Origin of the sequence: Pseudomonas sp. NFACC45, from assembly GCF_900113505.1 — a bacterium.
Lineage (GTDB): Bacteria > Pseudomonadota > Gammaproteobacteria > Pseudomonadales > Pseudomonadaceae > Aquipseudomonas > Aquipseudomonas tehranensis.
The window spans coordinates 560,195-576,868 of the sequence record NZ_FOPO01000001.1 but is presented as its reverse complement, the minus strand read 5'-3'; the positions used below and the strand labels follow the sequence as shown (position 1 = coordinate 576,868).

The following is a 16,674-nucleotide window of genomic DNA, read 5'->3' as shown; positions in this document are numbered from 1 at the left end:
CAACACTTAAAAAGAGAACACAATCATGCTTTTCTCCCGTAAACCTTTTACTTCGGTTTCCAAGCGTCACCTGCTGATGGTCGCTGTCGGCTTCAGCACCGTACTGACCGGCTGCGCTACGTCGCCGACTTCCAAGGTCGCGTCGAGCACCAAGGTCGAGTACTACCCTAACTGCTACGAGCCGGTGCAGCACTTGCGCTCCACCGAGGGCAACATGACCAAATCGGTACTCACCGGCGCCGCCGTTGGCGCGGTCGGTGGTGCCCTGTTGGGTGCGCTGACGGATTCGGAAAACCGTGGTCGCAACGCCGCCATCGGTGCCGCCGGTGGTGCCTTGGCCGGTGGCGCGACCGGTTACTACACCGAGCGTCAGAAGCAGATCGCCGATGACAACCAGCGCATCGCCTCCTACGCCGCCGACGTCAATAAAAGCGTCTCGGACATCGACCGCAGCACGGCTTATGCCAAGACTTCGCAGCAGTGCTACCAGAACGCGTTCAGCAAGCTGGTGGCCGACCGCAAGGCCAAGACTGTCAACGAAACCGAAGGTCGCAAGCGCCTGGCGGAAATTGTCTCCGGCCTGAAAGAGTCCAACGACCTGATCGTCGCGGTCAACGGCAAAGCCGCCGAAGACCTGAACAACTACACCCAGGCCTATGAAAAAGACCTGCAGCAAGTGGGTGTGCAGCGTACCGACGTGGTGACCGTGGCGACCGCGGAAACCAAGCCGGTTGTGGCTTCGACCAAGACCAAAAAAGCTGTGAAACCGGCGAAAAAGCCGGTGTTGCCAACCGTGCCGAAAGAAGCTGTGACCACTGAGAAAACCCTGCAGACCGCCAAGGCCAAGCAGGATGAAAGTAAGCAGGTTGCCAGCGCTGGCACCAGCCAGGTCAACAGCATGTGCAAAAACCCGGACCTGGGTGACTGGGCGCCGGTTCCTTGCCCGAATGTTTGATTGAGTGAGGGCTGCTGATCATTCCTTTATGGAGTGATCGGCGCACAAAACCTGTGGGAGCGGGCTTGCTCGCGAAGGCGTCAGTTCAGTCAGCATGTGTGTTGACTGACACCCCGCTTTCGCGAGCAAGCCCGCTCCCATATTTGTTTTGGGTTGCCGCAATATCCCCGGTCCTCTGTGGGAGCGAGCCTGCTCGCGATGGCGGCCTGACAGCCGGCCTGGGGTTTGTTGACTGGGTACATATCCGTTGCTGCGGTAACGGCGGCTTAGGGTTCCGCCCTTACGGCGGGTCACTTTTGGCAAACGCCCCAAAAGTAACCAAAAGGTCTTTGCCCCACCACTCGGCACCTCGCTTAGGCTCGGTGTGCCCTCACTCCGGCATTGCTCCGTGGGCCCGCCGCGAAGGGCCATCCATGGCCCAGCGCGGCTATCCCGGCATCCATGCCGGGATGCCCACTGCGCAATACCTGCGTTCGGCCAGCGTGGTTAACGGGGCCCCCAGATCAAAAGCCTGCGCGAGGCGGCCTTATAGCCGGCCTGTTTCTCCAGTCGTACTGCGACCCCGTTGTGGAAGCAAAGCTTGCTCGCGAGGCGGCCTTATAGCCGACCTGTCTCTCCAGTCGTACCGCGACCCCGTTGTGGGAGTAAAGCTTGCTCGCGAGGCGGCCTGACAGCCGGCCTGTCTCTCCGGCCGCACCTCGATTCCATTGTGGGAGCGGGCTTGCTCGCGAAGGCGTCGGCACAGGTTGCATCAATGCAAAGCGCTACCCCTTGGTTCCAGGCGCCGCCATCTCTTTTGTTTCCAGATGATCCAGCGCCCGTTCAACCAACAACTGCACCCCATCGGCCATGCGGCTGATCGCCAGGGCTACGCAGCGGCGTGAGTCATCGACATCGTCGGCCAGGTCGGCGGCGATGGTGCTGATGGAGAGCAGGTCTTCGGAGGCGTTGGCAAGCAGGGTTTCGGTGTCGATATGGGGGGAGACGATGAAGAGCTGGTTCTTGTCGGGTTCGGGCGGGGAGGAAGGCTGGGGTTTGAGGTAGTAATCGAGGGCGCGGGTGGCGGCGTCTTCGAGCTTTTTTTCTTCGAGGATTTCGACGCGGGATTTGGGGGAGTGGTGTGGTGGATTAGGTGTAGGTTTGAACATGGTAGGTTTCCATTGGAGAACCACTTTGAATCGCTTGCACGCGATAAAAGGTGGCAGCTGTGAGCGAGTGTGCAAGACCGGGTAAACGTACCGAAACCCCGGCAGACCTTGAGAGTCTCCCGAACACAGCCGCCATAAAACACGGGCACGAATGCACCATAAAATGGCCGGAGGAACTATGAGTCGGTTGTTTTACCCGGACTTGCACGTCCGTGTCACCGTTTTTGATGACGAACAGAGGTTAGCGGCGCTCGAAAGCGCTGCCTAGTTCATGAACAGCCCGGCGTTTTGAAGGAAATGTCCGAGGGGTTTGGCGGGGAAAAGATCAAAAGATCGCAGCCTTCGGCAACTCCTACACCGATCCCCGTAGGAGCTGCCGAAGGCTGCGATCTTTTGATTTTTGGTTTTATGACTTGGCAGTCATCTTTCGCGAAAACCAGCTTATCTTCCGCCAAAGCGATCCGATGATGGCGTTACGCCGAAGAATCGCTAAACTGCCAGCCATTGATCTTTTCTCACGAGGCCGTGCCCATGAAGTTTCGTTTTCTGCTGTGGATGCTGGGGTTGTTGATGGGCAGGGCCAGTCGGACCAATCCGGCGTTCCAGCAGCAGTTGGGCGATAAGGAGTTGGTGTTCCAATTGCAAACCCTGGACGGCAAAGTCGCCCGGCATTTCACGGTCAAGGACCAGCGCATCACCAGCCAGTCCGGCACCTACCCGACGCCGGCGTTCGCCATCGCCTTCAAGGACGCGGCCTATGGGTTCGCCACGATGCAGGCGAAGAACAAGCAGTTAGCCTTCATGACCGGGATCCAGGACCAGTCGATCCAGATCAAGGGCAACCCGGCGCTGGTGATCTGGTTTCAGGGGCTGACCAAGTACTTGAAGCCGAAGAAGGCCAAGGCGAAGACCTGAGGCGCTGCGGATACTTGTGGCGAGGGGATTTATCCCCGCTGGGCTGCGCAGCAGGCCCAAAAAGGCTGAGCGGTGTTCAGCCTGCGTAACCAGGGAAGCAGTTTTTAGGGCTGCTTCGCAGCCCAGCGGGGATAAATCCCCTCGCCACAACGGCCACAACGGCTACAACCACCCGATTGCCAGGCTGGCTATCAGCCGTGGCTGAACTGCGAAGCCAGTTCGCGCAACAACACCTCAGCCTCCAGCACTTTGCTGACCACTTCATTGGCTTTGTCGCGACTCAGGCCGACGCGTTCGAGCAGTGCGTCGGGAATCTCCTCGTCGGGGCCTGAGCCAATGCCACGGGCGCGTAGCAGACGTACGGCCAGGCACACCAGGTTCGGGTAGGCGGCGTATTCGCCGTCGTAGTGCGGGTCGTGCTGGAAGCGCAGGGCGGTGGCCAGTTCGTCGGGCATGTCCCAGTAGCGCATCAGCCATGAACCGATCTGCTCGCGACTGATGCCCAGCAGATGCTGTTCCACGTAGCTGTGGCACAGATGCGGGTTGACCTCCAGATGCCGGCAGATCAACGAGAAGTGCGGCGGGAAGACGTGGGCCAGCAACAGGTAACCGAAGTTGTGCAGCAGGCCGGACAGGTACGACAGGCCGCCTTCGGGGCGCTGGGCGCGGGGCATGGCGCGGGTCAGGCCCTCGATGACGGCGGCGGTGTAGATCGACTGATGCCAGTACGGCGTGGTGTGTTGCGGATGGTCCTTAGGTAGGCTCAAGGTCTTGCCCAACGCCAGGCCCAGCGCCAGGTTGATCACCAGGTCGAAGCCCAGGACCCGGACGATGGCGTCTTCCACTGAGCGGATCTTGCCGGGCGACGCGTAGTACGGCGAGGCGGCCCAGCTCACCACTTGCGCGGCCAGCGCCGGGTCGGTTTCCACGACGCCGGTGATGTCATCAATGGTGGCGTCCGGATCGACACGCAGCTTGATAATCTTTTGCGCCGTTTCGGCCAGTGGCGGAATTTCTATGGTTTCTTCCAGCCGTTGCTGGATGCGTCGGGCGGTAAACGCCTGCACGGCCTGGGTGATTTCCGCGCGGTCGTCGTGTGGACGGTCCAGGTTGGGAGTGATGTTGCTCACGGCTTCGCCGAACGTCGCGGCGCTGGCCTTGGTGAGCATGGTCCTGAACGCCTCGCTGGTGACTTCCAGCAGCAGCCCCGGTTCCCCCGAGTTGATCAGCAGCTTCGGCTCGCGCAGCAGGCTTTCTTCATACAGGCAAGGGGAGCTGGTCAGGGCCGGCAGGCCGGGCAGCAGGCTCAGGCTGTGCTTGCCGAGCATGCGCTCCAGACGGTCAGTAGGCACCGCCGTGAGTTTGCGACCGGTGAGTTCGGCCAGGCGGTTGAGGTCCAGCAGCTGGCTTTGCGGAAACAGCACCATGAGGGCGCCAACGGCATCGTGCAACAGAACGGCCTGCACTTTACGGGCGGGATTCAGGCCTGGTCGTTCGATTACTTCGTCAAAGCCGATGCCCAGTTTCTCGAGCAACAGCCGAATAACAGACGGAGCGTGCGGGGTTTCGGGGACGAGGGCAGCTTCTGTCATGGTCTGTATCCGTTTTCCTACAAGTTCAGCAGTATAACCAGCTTGCCGGACAGGTGCGTCCGGAAACTGAGAGCGTGCTCACACTTGGCCATATTGCTGCCCATGACGCAGCCAGCGATCCAGCAGCGGGCTGACATGGTCGGGCCAGCGTTCCAGCAAAGCCTGGGCGGCGTCGCGTACGGCGGGGAGCAGGTCGGCGTCGCGCATCAGGTCGGCTACCTTGAATTGAAGCAGGCCGGTCTGGCGCGTGCCGAGCATTTCACCGGGGCCGCGTAATTCCAGGTCTTTTTCGGCGATGACAAAACCGTCGTTGGTTTCGCGCATGATGCCCAGGCGCTGGCGACCGATCTGGGACAGCGGCGGGTGATACAGCAAGACGCAATGGCTGGCGGCGCTGCCCCGGCCGACCCGGCCACGTAGCTGGTGCAACTGCGCCAGGCCCAGGCGCTCGGGGTTCTCGATGATCATCAAGCTGGCATTGGGCACATCGACCCCGACTTCGATCACCGTGGTAGCGACCAGTAATTGCAGGGCTCCGGCCTTGAATTCGGCCATCACGGCGGCTTTCTCGGCGGGTTTCATACGCCCGTGGATCAGTCCGACCTTGAGTTCGCCGAGGGCGGCGGTGAGGTCTTCATAGGTGGTTTCGGCCGCCTGGCAGGTCAGCTCTTCCGATTCTTCAATCAGCGTGCACACCCAATAGGCCTGGCGCCCTTCGGCACAGGCGCCGCGCACGCGCTCGATCACTTCGACACGTCGGGTGTCGGTGACCAGCACGGTATTGACCGGCGTGCGCCCGGGAGGCAGTTCGTCGAGGATCGAGGTGTCGAGATCGGCATAGGCGCTCATGGCCAGGGTCCGCGGAATCGGCGTGGCGGTCATGATCAATTGATGAGGGCACATCCGCCCGCCGACGCCTTTCTGCCGCAGCGCCAGGCGCTGCTGCACGCCGAAGCGGTGCTGTTCGTCGATGATCACCAGTGCCAGGTTCTTGAACTGCACTTCGTCCTGGAACAAGGCATGGGTGCCGACCACCATCGGTGCGCCTTCGGCGATCTGCGCCAGGGCGGCTGCGCGATTCTTGCCCTTGAGCTTGCCGGCCAGCCACGCGACGTCGATCCCCAGTGGTTCGAGCCAGCGCTGGAAGGTGATGAAATGCTGTTCGGCAAGAATCTCGGTAGGCGCCATCAACGCCACTTGATAACCCGCCTCCAGAGCCTGAAGCGCGGCGAGGGCGGCAACCACGGTCTTGCCGGCGCCGACATCGCCCTGGATCAGCCGCAGCATCGGTTCGGGCTGGCTCAGGTCGTAGGCGATTTCGTTGCCGACCCGCTGCTGGGCCCCTGTGGGTTTAAAGCCCAGGTTAGCCAGGTAACGGGCGGGCAGGTCCTTGGCCTTGGGCATCGCCGGGGCTCGCAGGGAACGCAGGCTTTCGCGCAGGCGTTGCTGGGACAGTTGATGGGTCAGTAACTCTTCAAAGGCCAGTCGGTGTTGGGCCCAGTGATGCCCCAGGGCGAGCTCGTCGACATCGGCATCGGCCGGCGGGTGGTGCAAATAGCGAATCGCATCAGCCAGCGGCGCCAGTTGATAATCTCGGGCCAGTTCGTTGGGCAGCCAGTCGGGCAGACTGCTGGGGCCGAGCAGGGTCAGGGTTTGCTGGCAGAGCTGACGCAGGCGCTGTTGGGTCAGGCCTTCGGTGAGCGGGTAGACCGGGGTCAGGGTTTCATCCACCGGCGGCGGCTCGTCGCCGGTGATGGCGCGGTATTCCGGGTGATAGATCTCCAGCCCGGACGCACCGGGCCGTGCTTCACCGTAGCAGCGCACGCGGGTGCCCCGCTTGAGGCCTTCCTTTTGCGCATTGCTGAAGTGATAGAAGCGCAGGCTCAGGCCGCCGGTGCCGTCCTGCAGGCGCACCACCAGGCTACGGCGCCGCCCCATGACCACGTCGGCGCCGCTGACGGTGCCTTCGATCACGGCGTCCTGGCCCGGGCGCAAATGCCCGATGGGCACGACGCGGGTGCGGTCCTGGTAACGCAGCGGCAGGTGGAACAGCACGTCCTGGAGGTTTTCCAGGCCAACCTTGGCCAGCTTCTCGGCCATGGCTTCACCGACACCCTTGAGTGCCGTGACCGGCACTTTCGACAGCTCAGTCATGGCCGCGGCTTACTTGGCAGTGGGCGGCTTGGCCACGGAACACAGGCGGATCGAGTCAGCGAGGATCTCGATGGCCTTGGGTCGCGGAAAGCTGGCGCGCCAGGCGATGGCAACGGTACGGAACGGCACGGGCGGCGTCAGTGGGCGAACCTCGATCACGCCAGGGGCGTAATGATGGCTGTCCACCGCCGACAGCGGCAAAATCGAAATGCCCAGGCCCGAGGCGACCATGTGGCGAATGGTTTCCAGGGAGCTGGATTCCACCGTGGTGTGCTTGGCGCCTTCGCTGCCTTTGGTCAGGGTCGGGCAGGCTTCCAGCACTTGGTCGCGGAAGCAGTGGCCTTCGCCGAGCAGCAGCAGGCTCTTGTCGTTGAGCAGGGCGGCGTCGATGGATTTTTTCTGGGTCCACGGATGCTGGGCCGGCATCAACACGTAGAACGGCTCGTCGTAGAGCGGCAGGGTCAGGACATCGGCTTCGTTGAACGGCAGGGCGATGATGATCGCGTCCAGTTCGCCGTTGCGCAGTTTGTCGCGCAGCACATGGGTGAAGTTTTCTTCGATGTACAACGGCATCTGCGGGGCGACCCGGTGCAGTTGCGGAATCAGGTGCGGGAACAGGTACGGGCCAACGGTGTAGATGGCGCCGACTTTCAGCGGGGCGGTCAGTTGGTTCTTGCCGGCCTGGGCCAGTTCACGGATGCCTTGGGCCTGTTCGAGGACTTTTTGCGCCTGGGCAACGATGCCTTCGCCCACCGGGGTCAGGCGCACGGCGCTTTTGCTGCGCTCGAAAATCAGCACGCCGAGCTCGTCTTCAAGCTTTTTCACACCCACCGAAAGGGTCGGCTGGCTGACATGGCAACGCTCGGCCGCATGGCCGAAATGCTGCTCCTGGGCGAGGGTGACGATGTAGCGTAATTCTGTGAGGGTCATGGCGAGCGTCCGTGAAGTTGCAAGCCAAGCATACCGGCTGCAATCGATAGACGCACGTTATCAGACTGGAGACGCGGTGTGACACTGCCTAATGTGGGTGACGAGGGCTCTGTAGGAGCTGCCGAAGGCTGCGATCTTTTGATACTCAAGCATCAGGGAAAAGATCGCAGCCTCGCTCCGCTCGGCAGCTCCTACAGACCCGGCAGCACGCTGTGGCTAACGCCGGCGCTTGTCGATGGAGTACACAAACGGCGCGACGATTTCGATGGAGCCGTTCACCAGCATGTCGGCCGGTGGCTTGGGCAGTGGTTGGGCGCGGCGAATCATTTCCAGGGTCGCCCGGTCCAGGGCGGCGTTGCCGGACTTGCTCACCAACTCGAAGGACAACACATTGCCTTCGGCGTCCACCACGAACCGTAAACGGTTCAAGCCTTCCTTGCCGCGCGACTGGGCGCTGGCGGGGTATTTCTTGTACTTGCCCAGGTGCGCAAGCAATGTGCCTTGCCAACTGGCCTTGGCCGCCACTTGAGCGGGGGACGGGCCAGGCGCCGGCTGCGCGGATTTCTCGGTCGGTGCCTTGGTCGGCTGAGTATCGCTGGGCTTTTGCTCAGACGGCTCTTCCTTGGGCGGTTCCGGTTTCTTTTCCACGGGTTTGGGTTTGGGCTTGGGCGGTTTAGGCTTGGGCTTGACCGGCTTGGGCACCGAAATCTCCGGTTTCTCGGCTTCGGCGATTTTAGGCAATGGCAGTTCTTCGACCGGCTCCGGAGGCTGCGGTGGCGTGACGACTTTAGGCGGTGCAGGCGGTGGTGGGGCCGGAACCGGCGCCAGCTCGACCATCATCGCCTGGGGCGGCAATTCAATGGGCGGGTTTGACGTCCAGTTCAGCGCCAAGGCAATGGCGAGCGCATGCACGCCCAGCACCACGGCCAGGCTACCGCTGTAACGCGTCAGCTTTTGGCGCGTCGTGATCATTTCTTGGGCGCCGTCTCAAGTCCGACCAGACCGACCTTCAGGTATCCGGCGGCGCGCAGGGCGTCCATCACGTTCATCAGGTCGCCGTAATCCACGCCTTTATCAGCCTGGAAGAAGATCGTCGTGTCCTTTTTGCCCTGGGTCTTGGCGTCGAGGGTCGCGCCGAGGCTATCGGTCTTGACCTCGTCTTCACCCAGGAACAGGCGTTGGTCGGCCTTGACGCTGAGGAACACCGGTTTCTCGGGTCGTGGCGAAGGCTTGGCCGTCGACGCCGGCAGGTCGACCTTGATGTCCACGGTGGCGAGTGGCGCGGCCACCATGAAGATGATCAACAGCACCAGCATCACGTCGATGAACGGCGTAACGTTGATTTCGTGGTTCTCGGCCAGATCGTCGTCTGCGCCTTCTTTCAAATGCAGGCCCATGGCCGATTACCCCACTTTCACCATGTGCGGTTGCGAGCCGCGCTCGGGCGGCAGGTGGTCGAGGTCGCGGCTGACCAGCAGCAGGACTTCGGCCGAAGCGTCGGAGACCTGGGCCTTGTAACCGGCAATGGAGCGGGCGAACACGTTGTAGATGACCACCGCCGGGATCGCCGCGACCAGACCCAGAGCCGTTGCGAGCAGGGCTTCGGCGATGCCGGGGGCCACGACAGCGAGGTTGGTGGTCTGGGTCTTGGCGATGCCGATGAAGCTGTTCATGATGCCCCACACGGTGCCGAACAGGCCGACGAACGGCGCGGTGGAACCGATGGTGGCGAGCACGCCGGTGCCGCTGCTCATGTTGCGACCGCAGGCCGCGACCAGACGCTCGAGGCGGAAGCTCACGCGCTCCTTGATGCCTTCCTTCTCGCGACTGTTGGCCGATAGGCGCATCTCTTCGAGGGCGTCGTGAACCAGCAGATTGGCCAAGGTGCCTTCTTTGGCTGCAGAGGCGCTGGCCTCTTTGAGGGTGGTGGCTTTTTTCAGGTTGGCGATTTCACCGCGCAAGCGGCGCTTGGCGCCCATCAGCTCGAAGCCCTTGGCGATCCAGATGGTCCAGGTGATGATCGAGGCGATGGCCAGGCCGATCATGACGATTTTCACGATAATGTCGGCGTTCTGGTACATGCCCCATGGCGACAGATCGTGGGCCATGCCCAAGGTGTTGTCGGCTTCGAGCACTTCAGGGGCGTCTACGGCGTTGGCTTCAACGGCCTGGGCCGGGTCGATGGCCTGAGGAGCGGCTACGGGCTGGGCGGCATCGACAGGCGTTTGGATGGCAGCGGGGGCTTCGGCCGGGGTCGTGGCCGGCGCTTGTGCGTCGGCAAATGCGCTGGGCGCCAGCAGCAGGCTGAGCAGCAGGGCTGCCATGGCGCTCCAGGTGCGAGGTCGATTGGTTGGCGAAGCGGAGGGGAGATAGCGTGTCATGCTGGCCGGACCTGAGAGGATAAAGAAGGTTGATGTTCTTCCAGGCCTCGAGGGCCGAGAACAAAACTGGCGTGCATTATTGCAAGTAATTCTTGTTAACAAAAGTAATACAGTATCTTTTTTTCCTGCATTGCTAGCCGCTCGTCCCTTCTGGCAGCTAGTCTGCGGCTTTATGAGAGGAGATTTTGATGTCCGCGCCTTCTGTTTTGATCGCCGGCTGCGGTGATATCGGTGGTCGCCTGGCGAGCCAGTTGCGGGTCGAGCAGTGGCAGGTCTACGGCTTGCGCCGTACGGTTTCGCAGCTACCGGCCGGGGTTGTCGGGGTGGCGGGGGACTTGTTCAAGGAGCAATGTCCCGCTGATTGGCCCACCGGTCCACTGGATTACATGGTGTACAGCGTCGCCGCCACCGAACATGACGAGGCGGGCTACCGCGCGGCTTATGTCCAAGGGTTACAGCATGTGTTGAGCTGGCTGAAGCAGCACGGTCAGCGCCCCAAACGACTGCTTTTTGTCTCCAGCAGCAGCGTTTACGGGCAGCAGGGTGGCGAGTGGGTCGATGAAACCTCGCCCAGCGTGGCCGGTGGCTATTCCGGCCGACTGATGCTCGAAGCGGAGCAACTGGCGCTGGATAGCGGCATCCCGGCCAGCCGCGTACGCCTGACCGGCATCTATGGTCCGGGTCGCGAATGGTTGCTGAGCCAGGTGCGCCAGGGCTATAGCGTGGTGGAAGACCCGCCCCTGTATGCCAACCGCATCCACGCCGACGACGCGGCGGGTCTGCTGGCCTTCCTGCTGGAAGCCGATCGCCAGGGCAAAACCTTGGAAGACTGTTACATCGGTGTCGACGACGCGCCCGCCGCGCTGGCCGAGGTGGTGGGCTGGCTGCGCGAGTACATGGGCGTTACCCAATGGGCCGAAAACGCCAGCGTCCGCCGCGCCGGCAGCAAGCGCTGCAGCAATGCCCGAGCCAAGGCCCTGGGCTGGACGCCGCAGTATCCGAGTTTTCGTGAGGGGTATGCGGCGATTCTGGAAGGGCGCTGCTGATTCTCCTGACACCCCAAAAACAAACTGTGGGAGCGGGCTTGCTCGCGAAGGGGCCCTGGCATCCAACATCTTCGTTGACTGTCATGCCGCCTTCGCGAGCAAGCCCGCTCCCACATGGGAATCGCGTCGCAGCTCCTACTGCTTTTCCAACACCCACTGCCGGTCACCCGGCGTAAACGAAGGCATTTCATCCGCCAGTGCCGCATTAACGGTCTGGAAAATTTCCAGTTTCTTGCCGTCGCGGGAGAAGATCCAGGTGTTGCCCTGGCCGTTCTGTTGCAGCCAGATGTTGTCGTTGCCGCCGCTCATGGATGCACAGTCGCCGGCCAGGCACAGGGCGTAGCGGTCGGCGCCTGGCAGTCCGCTGACCTGGCCGTCGGGTTGGAACTGCACGCTGGCACCTTGGCCTGGGCCGTTGACGATGTTCCAGGTGCCGCCCAGATAGGCGGTATACAGCGCCCGTTCGAAACTGGCGCCCAGCGGTGCACCCTCCGGCACCTGGACCTGGGCGCGCTCGAACACTTGCTGCGGTTCGTTCTCGGTGGCGGATTGGTTCAACTGGTCGCCGTCGCGTTGCAGTTCGCTGGCGGAGCTGCCGTAGAAATCGACTTTCCACGCCCCGTCTTCTTCGCCCAGCAGCTTGCCTTCGACATTCTCGAAACCGTTGGTGTAGCGTGCCTGGCCGGCCCGGGTGTTGACGTCCCATTCCAGGTTCGGGCCATAGGCCTGCAGCGCCTCGCGCAGCGGGCCGCCCTTGGCGGCGGCGTCGATTGCCGCCTGGTTGATCCAGGTGCCGCTGATATCACGGTCGGCAGGGTCGCTGGCGCAGCCGCCCAACAGCAGGGCAGCCAGCGAAAGAGCAAGCGCTTTGCGCATGGTGGAATCCTTAAACGAAAACGGCGCAGCAGGGGAAGGCTGCGCCGGGCTTGTTACTCGATGACCAGGATGGCGTCCATCTCAACCTGCGAACCCTTCGGCAGGGCTGCTACGCCGATGGCGGCGCGGGCAGGGTAAGGCTGGTCGAAGTACTTGCCCATGATCTCGTTGACCTTGGCGAAGTGGCTCAGGTCGGTGAGGAAGATGTTGAGCTTGACGATGTCCTTGAACGAACCACCAGCAGCCTCGGCCACGGCCTTGAGGTTCTCGAACACCTGCACGGTCTGGGCTTCGAAGCCTTCTACCAGTTCCATGGTTTTCGGGTCCAGCGGGATCTGGCCCGACATGTACACGGTGTTGCCCGCCTTGATTGCCTGGGAATACGTACCGATGGCGGCCGGGGCTTTGTCGCTGGTGATAACGGTCTTGGTCATTTATGACTCCTTGTATTGGATGGGGAGCTATGCGCGCATGCGAGTGATGCGGATGACGCCAGTCAGGGCGCGCAGCTTCTTGATCACGCGGGCCAGGTGTACGCGGTCGTGCACGCTGACCACCAGTTGGACGACGCTGATGCGGCCATCACGCTCGTCCATGCTGATTTTTTCGATATTGCCGTCGGCGGCGTTGACGCTGCTGGCCAGCAAGGCGATCAGGCCACGCTGGTGCTCCAGTTCGACCCGCAGCTCGACATTGAATTCGCCGGTGACATCCTTGGCCCAGGAGAGCTGGATGCATTTTTCCGGGTTGTGGCGGATTTCGCTGATGTTGCGGCAGTTGTCCAGGTGCACCACCATCCCTTTGCCGGCGGACAGATGGCCGACAATCGGATCGCCAGGAATCGGCGTGCAGCACTTGGCATAACTGAGCACCAGGCCTTCGGTGCCACGAATGGCCAGCGGGCCTTCAGGGCTAGGCAACTGTTCGCCTTCGCCGAGCAGGCGGCGGGCGACGACGTAGGCCATGCGATTGCCCAGGCCGATGTCTTCCAGCAGGTCTTCGATCAGTTCCAGGCGGTACTCGCTGAGCATGATCTGCACGCGTTCGGCCGGGATCTTGTCCAGGGAGCTGTCGAAGCCGTTGAGGACTTTATTGAGCAAGCGTTCGCCCAGGCTGATGGATTCGGAGCGGCGTTGGAGCTTCAGGGCGTGGCGGATGTGCGTGCGAGCCTTGCCGGTGACTACAAAGTTGAGCCATGCCGGGTTTGGCCGCGCGCCGGCGGCGCTGACGATTTCCACCGTGGAGCCGCTTTGCAGCGGTTCGGACAACGGCGCCAGGCGGCGGTTGATCCGGCACGCGATGCAGCTGTTGCCGACGTCGGTGTGTACTGCATAGGCAAAGTCCACCGCCGTGGAGCCTTTGGGCAGCTCCATGATCCGGCCTTTGGGCGTGAACACGTAGACCTCGTCCGGGAACAGGTCGATCTTCACGCTTTCGATGAATTCCAGGGAGTTGCCGGCCCGCTGCTGCATTTCCAGCACGCCTTTGACCCACTGGCGGGCCCGGGCGTGGGTGCTCTTGGGTTGTTCGTCGCCGCTGGACTTGTACAGCCAGTGCGCGGCGATGCCGTTGTTGGCCATCTCTTCCATTTCGCGGGTGCGGATCTGGATTTCGATCGGTACGCCGTGCATGCCGAACAGCGTGGTGTGCAGCGACTGGTAGCCGTTGGCCTTGGGAATCGCGATGTAGTCCTTGAAGCGCCCTGGCAATGGTTTGTACAAATTATGTACAGCGCCCAATACGCGGTAGCAGGTATCGACCTTGTCGACGATGATCCGGAACGCATAGACGTCCATGATCTCGTTGAAGGCCCGACGCTTGCCGCGCATCTTCTTGTAGATGCCGTAGAGGTGTTTCTGTCGGCCACTGACCTCGCCTTCGATGCCGTCGATGGTCAGGCAGTGACTCAAGGACTCTTCGATCTTGTTGACGATTTCCTTGCGATTGCCCCGGGCGCGCTTGACGGCTTGATTGATCCGCGCCGAACGCATCGGGTGCATGGCCTTGAAGCCGAGGTCTTCGAACTCGATGCGAATCGCGTGCATGCCCAGGCGATTGGCGATGGGCGCATAGATTTCCAGGGTTTCCTTGGCGATTCGCCGGCGTTTTTCACCGGACAACACTTCCAGCGTTCGCATGTTGTGCAGGCGGTCGGCGAGCTTGACCAGGATCACGCGAATGTCGCGCGCCATGGCCATGGCCATTTTCTGGAAGTTTTCCGCCTGGGCCTCGGCCTTGGTCTCGAAGTTCATCTGGGTCAGTTTGCTGACCCCGTCGACCAGTTCGGCCACGGTTTCGCCGAACTGCGCTTGCAGCGCTTCCTTGGCAATTCCGGTGTCTTCGATCACGTCATGCAGCATCGCCGCCATCAGGCTTTGATGGTCCATGTGCATGTCGGCAAGAATGTTCGCCACCGCAAGCGGGTGCGTGACGTACGCCTCGCCGCTGCGGCGGCGCTGGCCGTCGTGGGCTTGTTCGGCGTAGAAATAGGCTCGGCGGACCAGGTTGACCTGGTCCGTGCCGAGGTAGGCCGATAAGCGATCGGCGAGGGCGTCTATGCTCGGCATGATAATGACTCCTGCCGTTTGCTGTGACCCCGCGCCGTGCTACGTCGACCAGGCATAGGCTTAGACCGCCTCGTTGGACTCGTCCTCGAACGCTGCGAACAGCGGTTCGTCTTCAACGATTTCAGCGTTGGCGATGAACTCGTAGCTCATCAGGCCTTCGGCGATTTCACGTAGCGCTACCACGGTAGGCTTGTCGTTTTCCCACTGGACCAACGGCTCTTTGCCACCGGTGGCCAGTTGACGGGCACGCTTGGTAGAGAGCATGACCAGCTCAAAGCGGTTTTCCACGTGTTCTAGGCAGTCTTCAACGGTTACGCGGGCCATGGTATTCCTCGGAGCGAATGCAATATGCGCGCTGCCCGGTTGGGCGAGCGGACTCGACAGTTTAAAAAAACGCCAGCGTTTAGGGAAGCGCTGATTTTTTAACCAACCCCCTCGACCCGCTGCAAGCTCCAATGTAAAGCCGTCGCAGCGGTTTTGGGAAGGGCTGTTCAACCCAGCAGTTCGGCCAATAATTTACCGAAACGTTGCTGCTGGCGTTTCTGTTGCAGCTGGCTGGCGCGGAAAATCGCCTTCAGATCGTCCAGTGCGTGGGCGAAATCGTCGTTGATGATCAGGTAATCGTAGTCGACGTAGTGGCTCATTTCGCTGACCGCTTCGCGCATCCGGCCTTCGATGATGTCGTCGCTGTCCTGGCCGCGATTGGTCAGGCGCTGGCGCAAGGCCTGTTGGCTCGGTGGCAGGATAAAGATCGAACGGGCCTGGGGCATCAGCTTGCGGACCTGCTCGGCACCCTGCCAGTCGATTTCCAGGATCAGGTCGTGGCCTTCGTCCAGGGTTTGCTGCAGATAGCTTTGCGAGGTGCCATAGAGATTGCCGAAGACTTCGGCTCGCTCGAGGAAGTCCCCGTGCTCGGCCATTTTCACGAACTGTTCGCGGTCGACGAAGTGATAGTTCACCCCGTCCACTTCGCCCGGGCGCATGGCGCGGGTGGTGTGCGAGACCGAGACGCGGATCTGCGGCTCGGCGTCGATCAGCGCCTTGACCAGGCTGGTCTTGCCGGCGCCCGAAGGCGCGGAAATGATGTAGAGAGTGCCGGTGCTGTGGGTCATGTCGGGTTAGCCTTACTCAATGTTCTGCACTTGTTCGCGCATTTGCTCGATCAACACCTTGAGGTTGACCGCAGCCTGGGTGCTGCGCGGGTCGAAGGCTTTGGAGCCCAGTGTGTTGGCTTCGCGGTTGAGTTCCTGCATCAGGAAGTCCAGGCGGCGACCGGCCGCACCACCGGATTTGAGCACCCGGCGAACTTCAATGATGTGGGTGCTCAGGCGATCCAGTTCTTCGGCCACGTCGCTCTTTTGCGCGAGCATGACCATTTCCTGTTCCAGGCGCTGCGGGTCCAGCTCGGCCTTCATGTCGACGAAGCGGTCGAGCACCTTCTGACGTTGGGTGGCGAGCATTTGCGGGACCAGTTCGCGCAGGGTGACGACGTCTTCCTCTATGGAGGTCAGGCGCTCGTCGATCAACCGGGCCAGCTCCGCGCCTTCGCGCTCGCGGCCGGCCTTGAGTTCTTTCAGGCCTTGATTGAACAACGCCAGCGCTTCGGCATTCAGGGCCTGCGGGTCGCTCGCATCACCTACCAGCACGCCGGGCCAGGCCAGGACTTCCAGCGGGTTCAGAGGCGCGGGGTGCTTGATCAGGCTGGCGACGGTTTCGGCGGCAGCCACCAGTTGCGCGGCGCGCTCGCGGTCCACCTGCAAGGCCTTGCCGGTGCTTTCCTCGGTGAAGCGCAGGGTGCATTCCAGCTTGCCTCGGGACAGGCCCTGGCGCAGGGCTTCACGCACGCTACCTTCAAGGTCACGAAAGGATTCGGGCAGGCGCAGGTGCGGCTCCAGGTAGCGGCTGTTGACCGAGCGCAGTTCCCAGCTCAGCGTGCCTTGGATGCCGGCTTTCTCGACGCGGGCGAAGGCGGTCATGCTGTGCACCATGGAGATTCCTCGCAATGCAGGCGGACGCAACGGGTAGTCGTAGCGCCTGGTATCTGTGGATAAAAGCCAAAGGGCAGCAAAGGCGCAGGATTGTAGCGCAGTGAGGTGCATGCCCCCAAACC

The 16,674-nt window shown here is 61.9% G+C and carries 16 protein-coding genes; 3 read left to right on the top strand and 13 right to left on the bottom strand.

All coding sequences use genetic code 11. From position 1 onward, the window contains the following. The first annotated feature begins 25 nt into the window (after nt 1-25). Nucleotides 26-955, top strand: a complete 930-nt coding sequence (gene tagQ, locus BM132_RS02635) for a type VI secretion system-associated lipoprotein TagQ (protein ID WP_092403389.1) — start codon at nt 26-28, stop codon at nt 953-955. A gap of 764 nt (nt 956-1,719) precedes the next feature. Here the strand turns inward: tagQ and BM132_RS02625 are convergent. Beyond that, the gene (locus BM132_RS02625) at nt 1,720-2,103 is read right to left on the bottom strand and encodes a DUF6124 family protein (RefSeq protein ID WP_092452952.1); all 384 of its coding nucleotides are present in this window, start codon (nt 2,101-2,103) and stop codon (nt 1,720-1,722) included. Between the two features lie 531 nt (nt 2,104-2,634). Between BM132_RS02625 and BM132_RS02620 the strand changes: the two genes are divergently transcribed. Continuing rightward, entirely contained in the window at nt 2,635-3,018 is a 384-nt protein-coding gene (locus BM132_RS02620) for a helicase (RefSeq protein WP_092452949.1), read from the top strand. Between the two features lie 191 nt (nt 3,019-3,209). On the opposite strand, the gene BM132_RS02615 is transcribed toward BM132_RS02620, so the two are convergent. The 6 genes from BM132_RS02615 to exbB all read right to left on the bottom strand — a co-directional run bounded on the left by BM132_RS02615 (nt 3,210) and on the right by exbB (nt 10,075). Then, nucleotides 3,210-4,610: an aminoacyl-tRNA deacylase and HDOD domain-containing protein gene (locus BM132_RS02615; RefSeq protein ID WP_092394964.1), complete on the bottom strand. Its 1,401-nt coding sequence runs from the start codon at nt 4,608-4,610 to the stop codon at nt 3,210-3,212. 78 nt (nt 4,611-4,688) lie between these two features. Beyond that, nucleotides 4,689-6,764 (bottom strand): ATP-dependent DNA helicase RecG, encoded by a 2,076-nt coding sequence (gene recG, locus BM132_RS02610; RefSeq protein WP_092452946.1) that lies wholly within the window; start codon nt 6,762-6,764, stop codon nt 4,689-4,691. A gap of 9 nt (nt 6,765-6,773) precedes the next feature. Then, nucleotides 6,774-7,694 (bottom strand): hydrogen peroxide-inducible genes activator, encoded by a 921-nt coding sequence (locus tag BM132_RS02605; RefSeq protein ID WP_092394970.1) that lies wholly within the window; start codon nt 7,692-7,694, stop codon nt 6,774-6,776. 216 nt (nt 7,695-7,910) lie between these two features. Then, nucleotides 7,911-8,666: an energy transducer TonB family protein gene (locus BM132_RS02600; protein WP_092394973.1), complete on the bottom strand. Its 756-nt coding sequence runs from the start codon at nt 8,664-8,666 to the stop codon at nt 7,911-7,913. Further along, nucleotides 8,663-9,091: a TonB system transport protein ExbD gene (gene exbD / locus BM132_RS02595; protein WP_092394976.1), complete on the bottom strand. Its 429-nt coding sequence runs from the start codon at nt 9,089-9,091 to the stop codon at nt 8,663-8,665. Before exbD ends, BM132_RS02600 begins: the two co-directional genes overlap by 4 nt. Before the next feature lie 6 nt (nt 9,092-9,097). After that, nucleotides 9,098-10,075, bottom strand: a complete 978-nt coding sequence (gene exbB / locus BM132_RS02590; protein ID WP_092394979.1) for a tonB-system energizer ExbB — start codon at nt 10,073-10,075, stop codon at nt 9,098-9,100. A gap of 188 nt (nt 10,076-10,263) precedes the next feature. Between exbB and BM132_RS02585 the strand changes: the two genes are divergently transcribed. Continuing rightward, nucleotides 10,264-11,121 (top strand): SDR family oxidoreductase, encoded by an 858-nt coding sequence (locus BM132_RS02585; protein ID WP_092452944.1) that lies wholly within the window; start codon nt 10,264-10,266, stop codon nt 11,119-11,121. A gap of 135 nt (nt 11,122-11,256) precedes the next feature. Here BM132_RS02585 and BM132_RS02580 read toward each other — a convergent pair whose 3' ends face one another. The 6 genes from BM132_RS02580 to BM132_RS02555 all read right to left on the bottom strand — a co-directional run bounded on the left by BM132_RS02580 (nt 11,257) and on the right by BM132_RS02555 (nt 16,552). Beyond that, nucleotides 11,257-11,997, bottom strand: coding sequence for a hypothetical protein (locus tag BM132_RS02580; protein ID WP_076383093.1), 741 nt, complete (start codon nt 11,995-11,997; stop codon nt 11,257-11,259). A 53-nt stretch (nt 11,998-12,050) separates the two neighbouring features. Continuing rightward, complete coding sequence (locus tag BM132_RS02575) at nt 12,051-12,431, bottom strand: RidA family protein (RefSeq protein ID WP_003229509.1); 381 nt, start codon at nt 12,429-12,431, stop codon at nt 12,051-12,053. 27 nt (nt 12,432-12,458) lie between these two features. Then, on the bottom strand, nt 12,459-14,564 hold the full coding sequence (gene spoT, locus BM132_RS02570; protein ID WP_047226172.1) for a bifunctional GTP diphosphokinase/guanosine-3',5'-bis pyrophosphate 3'-pyrophosphohydrolase: 2,106 nt from the start codon (nt 14,562-14,564) through the stop codon (nt 12,459-12,461). A gap of 60 nt (nt 14,565-14,624) precedes the next feature. After that, on the bottom strand, nt 14,625-14,888 hold the full coding sequence (gene rpoZ, locus BM132_RS02565) for a DNA-directed RNA polymerase subunit omega (protein WP_003177259.1): 264 nt from the start codon (nt 14,886-14,888) through the stop codon (nt 14,625-14,627). A 167-nt stretch (nt 14,889-15,055) separates the two neighbouring features. Beyond that, nucleotides 15,056-15,676: a guanylate kinase gene (gmk, locus tag BM132_RS02560; protein ID WP_047226171.1), complete on the bottom strand. Its 621-nt coding sequence runs from the start codon at nt 15,674-15,676 to the stop codon at nt 15,056-15,058. Between the two features lie 12 nt (nt 15,677-15,688). Then, nucleotides 15,689-16,552, bottom strand: a complete 864-nt coding sequence (locus tag BM132_RS02555) for a YicC/YloC family endoribonuclease (RefSeq protein ID WP_047226170.1) — start codon at nt 16,550-16,552, stop codon at nt 15,689-15,691. Nucleotides 16,553-16,674 lie beyond the last annotated feature (122 nt).

Bases quoted from the DNA above. Each gene is read 5' to 3' on its own strand.
- BM132_RS02585 (WP_092452944.1), top strand. From the start codon at position 10,264: ATGTCCGCGCCTTCTGTTTTGATCGCCGGCTGCGGTGATATCGGTGGT.
- rpoZ (WP_003177259.1), bottom strand. From the start codon at position 14,888: ATGGCCCGCGTAACCGTTGAAGACTGCCTAGAACACGTGGAAAACCGC.
- BM132_RS02600 (WP_092394973.1), bottom strand. From the start codon at position 8,666: ATGATCACGACGCGCCAAAAGCTGACGCGTTACAGCGGTAGCCTGGCC.
- BM132_RS02575 (WP_003229509.1), bottom strand. From the start codon at position 12,431: ATGACCAAGACCGTTATCACCAGCGACAAAGCCCCGGCCGCCATCGGT.
- BM132_RS02580 (WP_076383093.1), bottom strand. From the start codon at position 11,997: ATGCGCAAAGCGCTTGCTCTTTCGCTGGCTGCCCTGCTGTTGGGCGGC.
- BM132_RS02625 (WP_092452952.1), bottom strand. From the start codon at position 2,103: ATGTTCAAACCTACACCTAATCCACCACACCACTCCCCCAAATCCCGC.
- BM132_RS02620 (WP_092452949.1), top strand. From the start codon at position 2,635: ATGAAGTTTCGTTTTCTGCTGTGGATGCTGGGGTTGTTGATGGGCAGG.
- BM132_RS02555 (WP_047226170.1), bottom strand. From the start codon at position 16,552: ATGGTGCACAGCATGACCGCCTTCGCCCGCGTCGAGAAAGCCGGCATC.
- spoT (WP_047226172.1), bottom strand. From the start codon at position 14,564: ATGCCGAGCATAGACGCCCTCGCCGATCGCTTATCGGCCTACCTCGGC.
- gmk (WP_047226171.1), bottom strand. From the start codon at position 15,676: ATGACCCACAGCACCGGCACTCTCTACATCATTTCCGCGCCTTCGGGC.
- BM132_RS02605 (WP_092394970.1), bottom strand. From the start codon at position 7,694: ATGACCCTCACAGAATTACGCTACATCGTCACCCTCGCCCAGGAGCAG.
- exbB (WP_092394979.1), bottom strand. From the start codon at position 10,075: ATGACACGCTATCTCCCCTCCGCTTCGCCAACCAATCGACCTCGCACC.
- BM132_RS02615 (WP_092394964.1), bottom strand. From the start codon at position 4,610: ATGACAGAAGCTGCCCTCGTCCCCGAAACCCCGCACGCTCCGTCTGTT.
- tagQ (WP_092403389.1), top strand. From the start codon at position 26: ATGCTTTTCTCCCGTAAACCTTTTACTTCGGTTTCCAAGCGTCACCTG.
- exbD (WP_092394976.1), bottom strand. From the start codon at position 9,091: ATGGGCCTGCATTTGAAAGAAGGCGCAGACGACGATCTGGCCGAGAAC.
- recG (WP_092452946.1), bottom strand. From the start codon at position 6,764: ATGACTGAGCTGTCGAAAGTGCCGGTCACGGCACTCAAGGGTGTCGGT.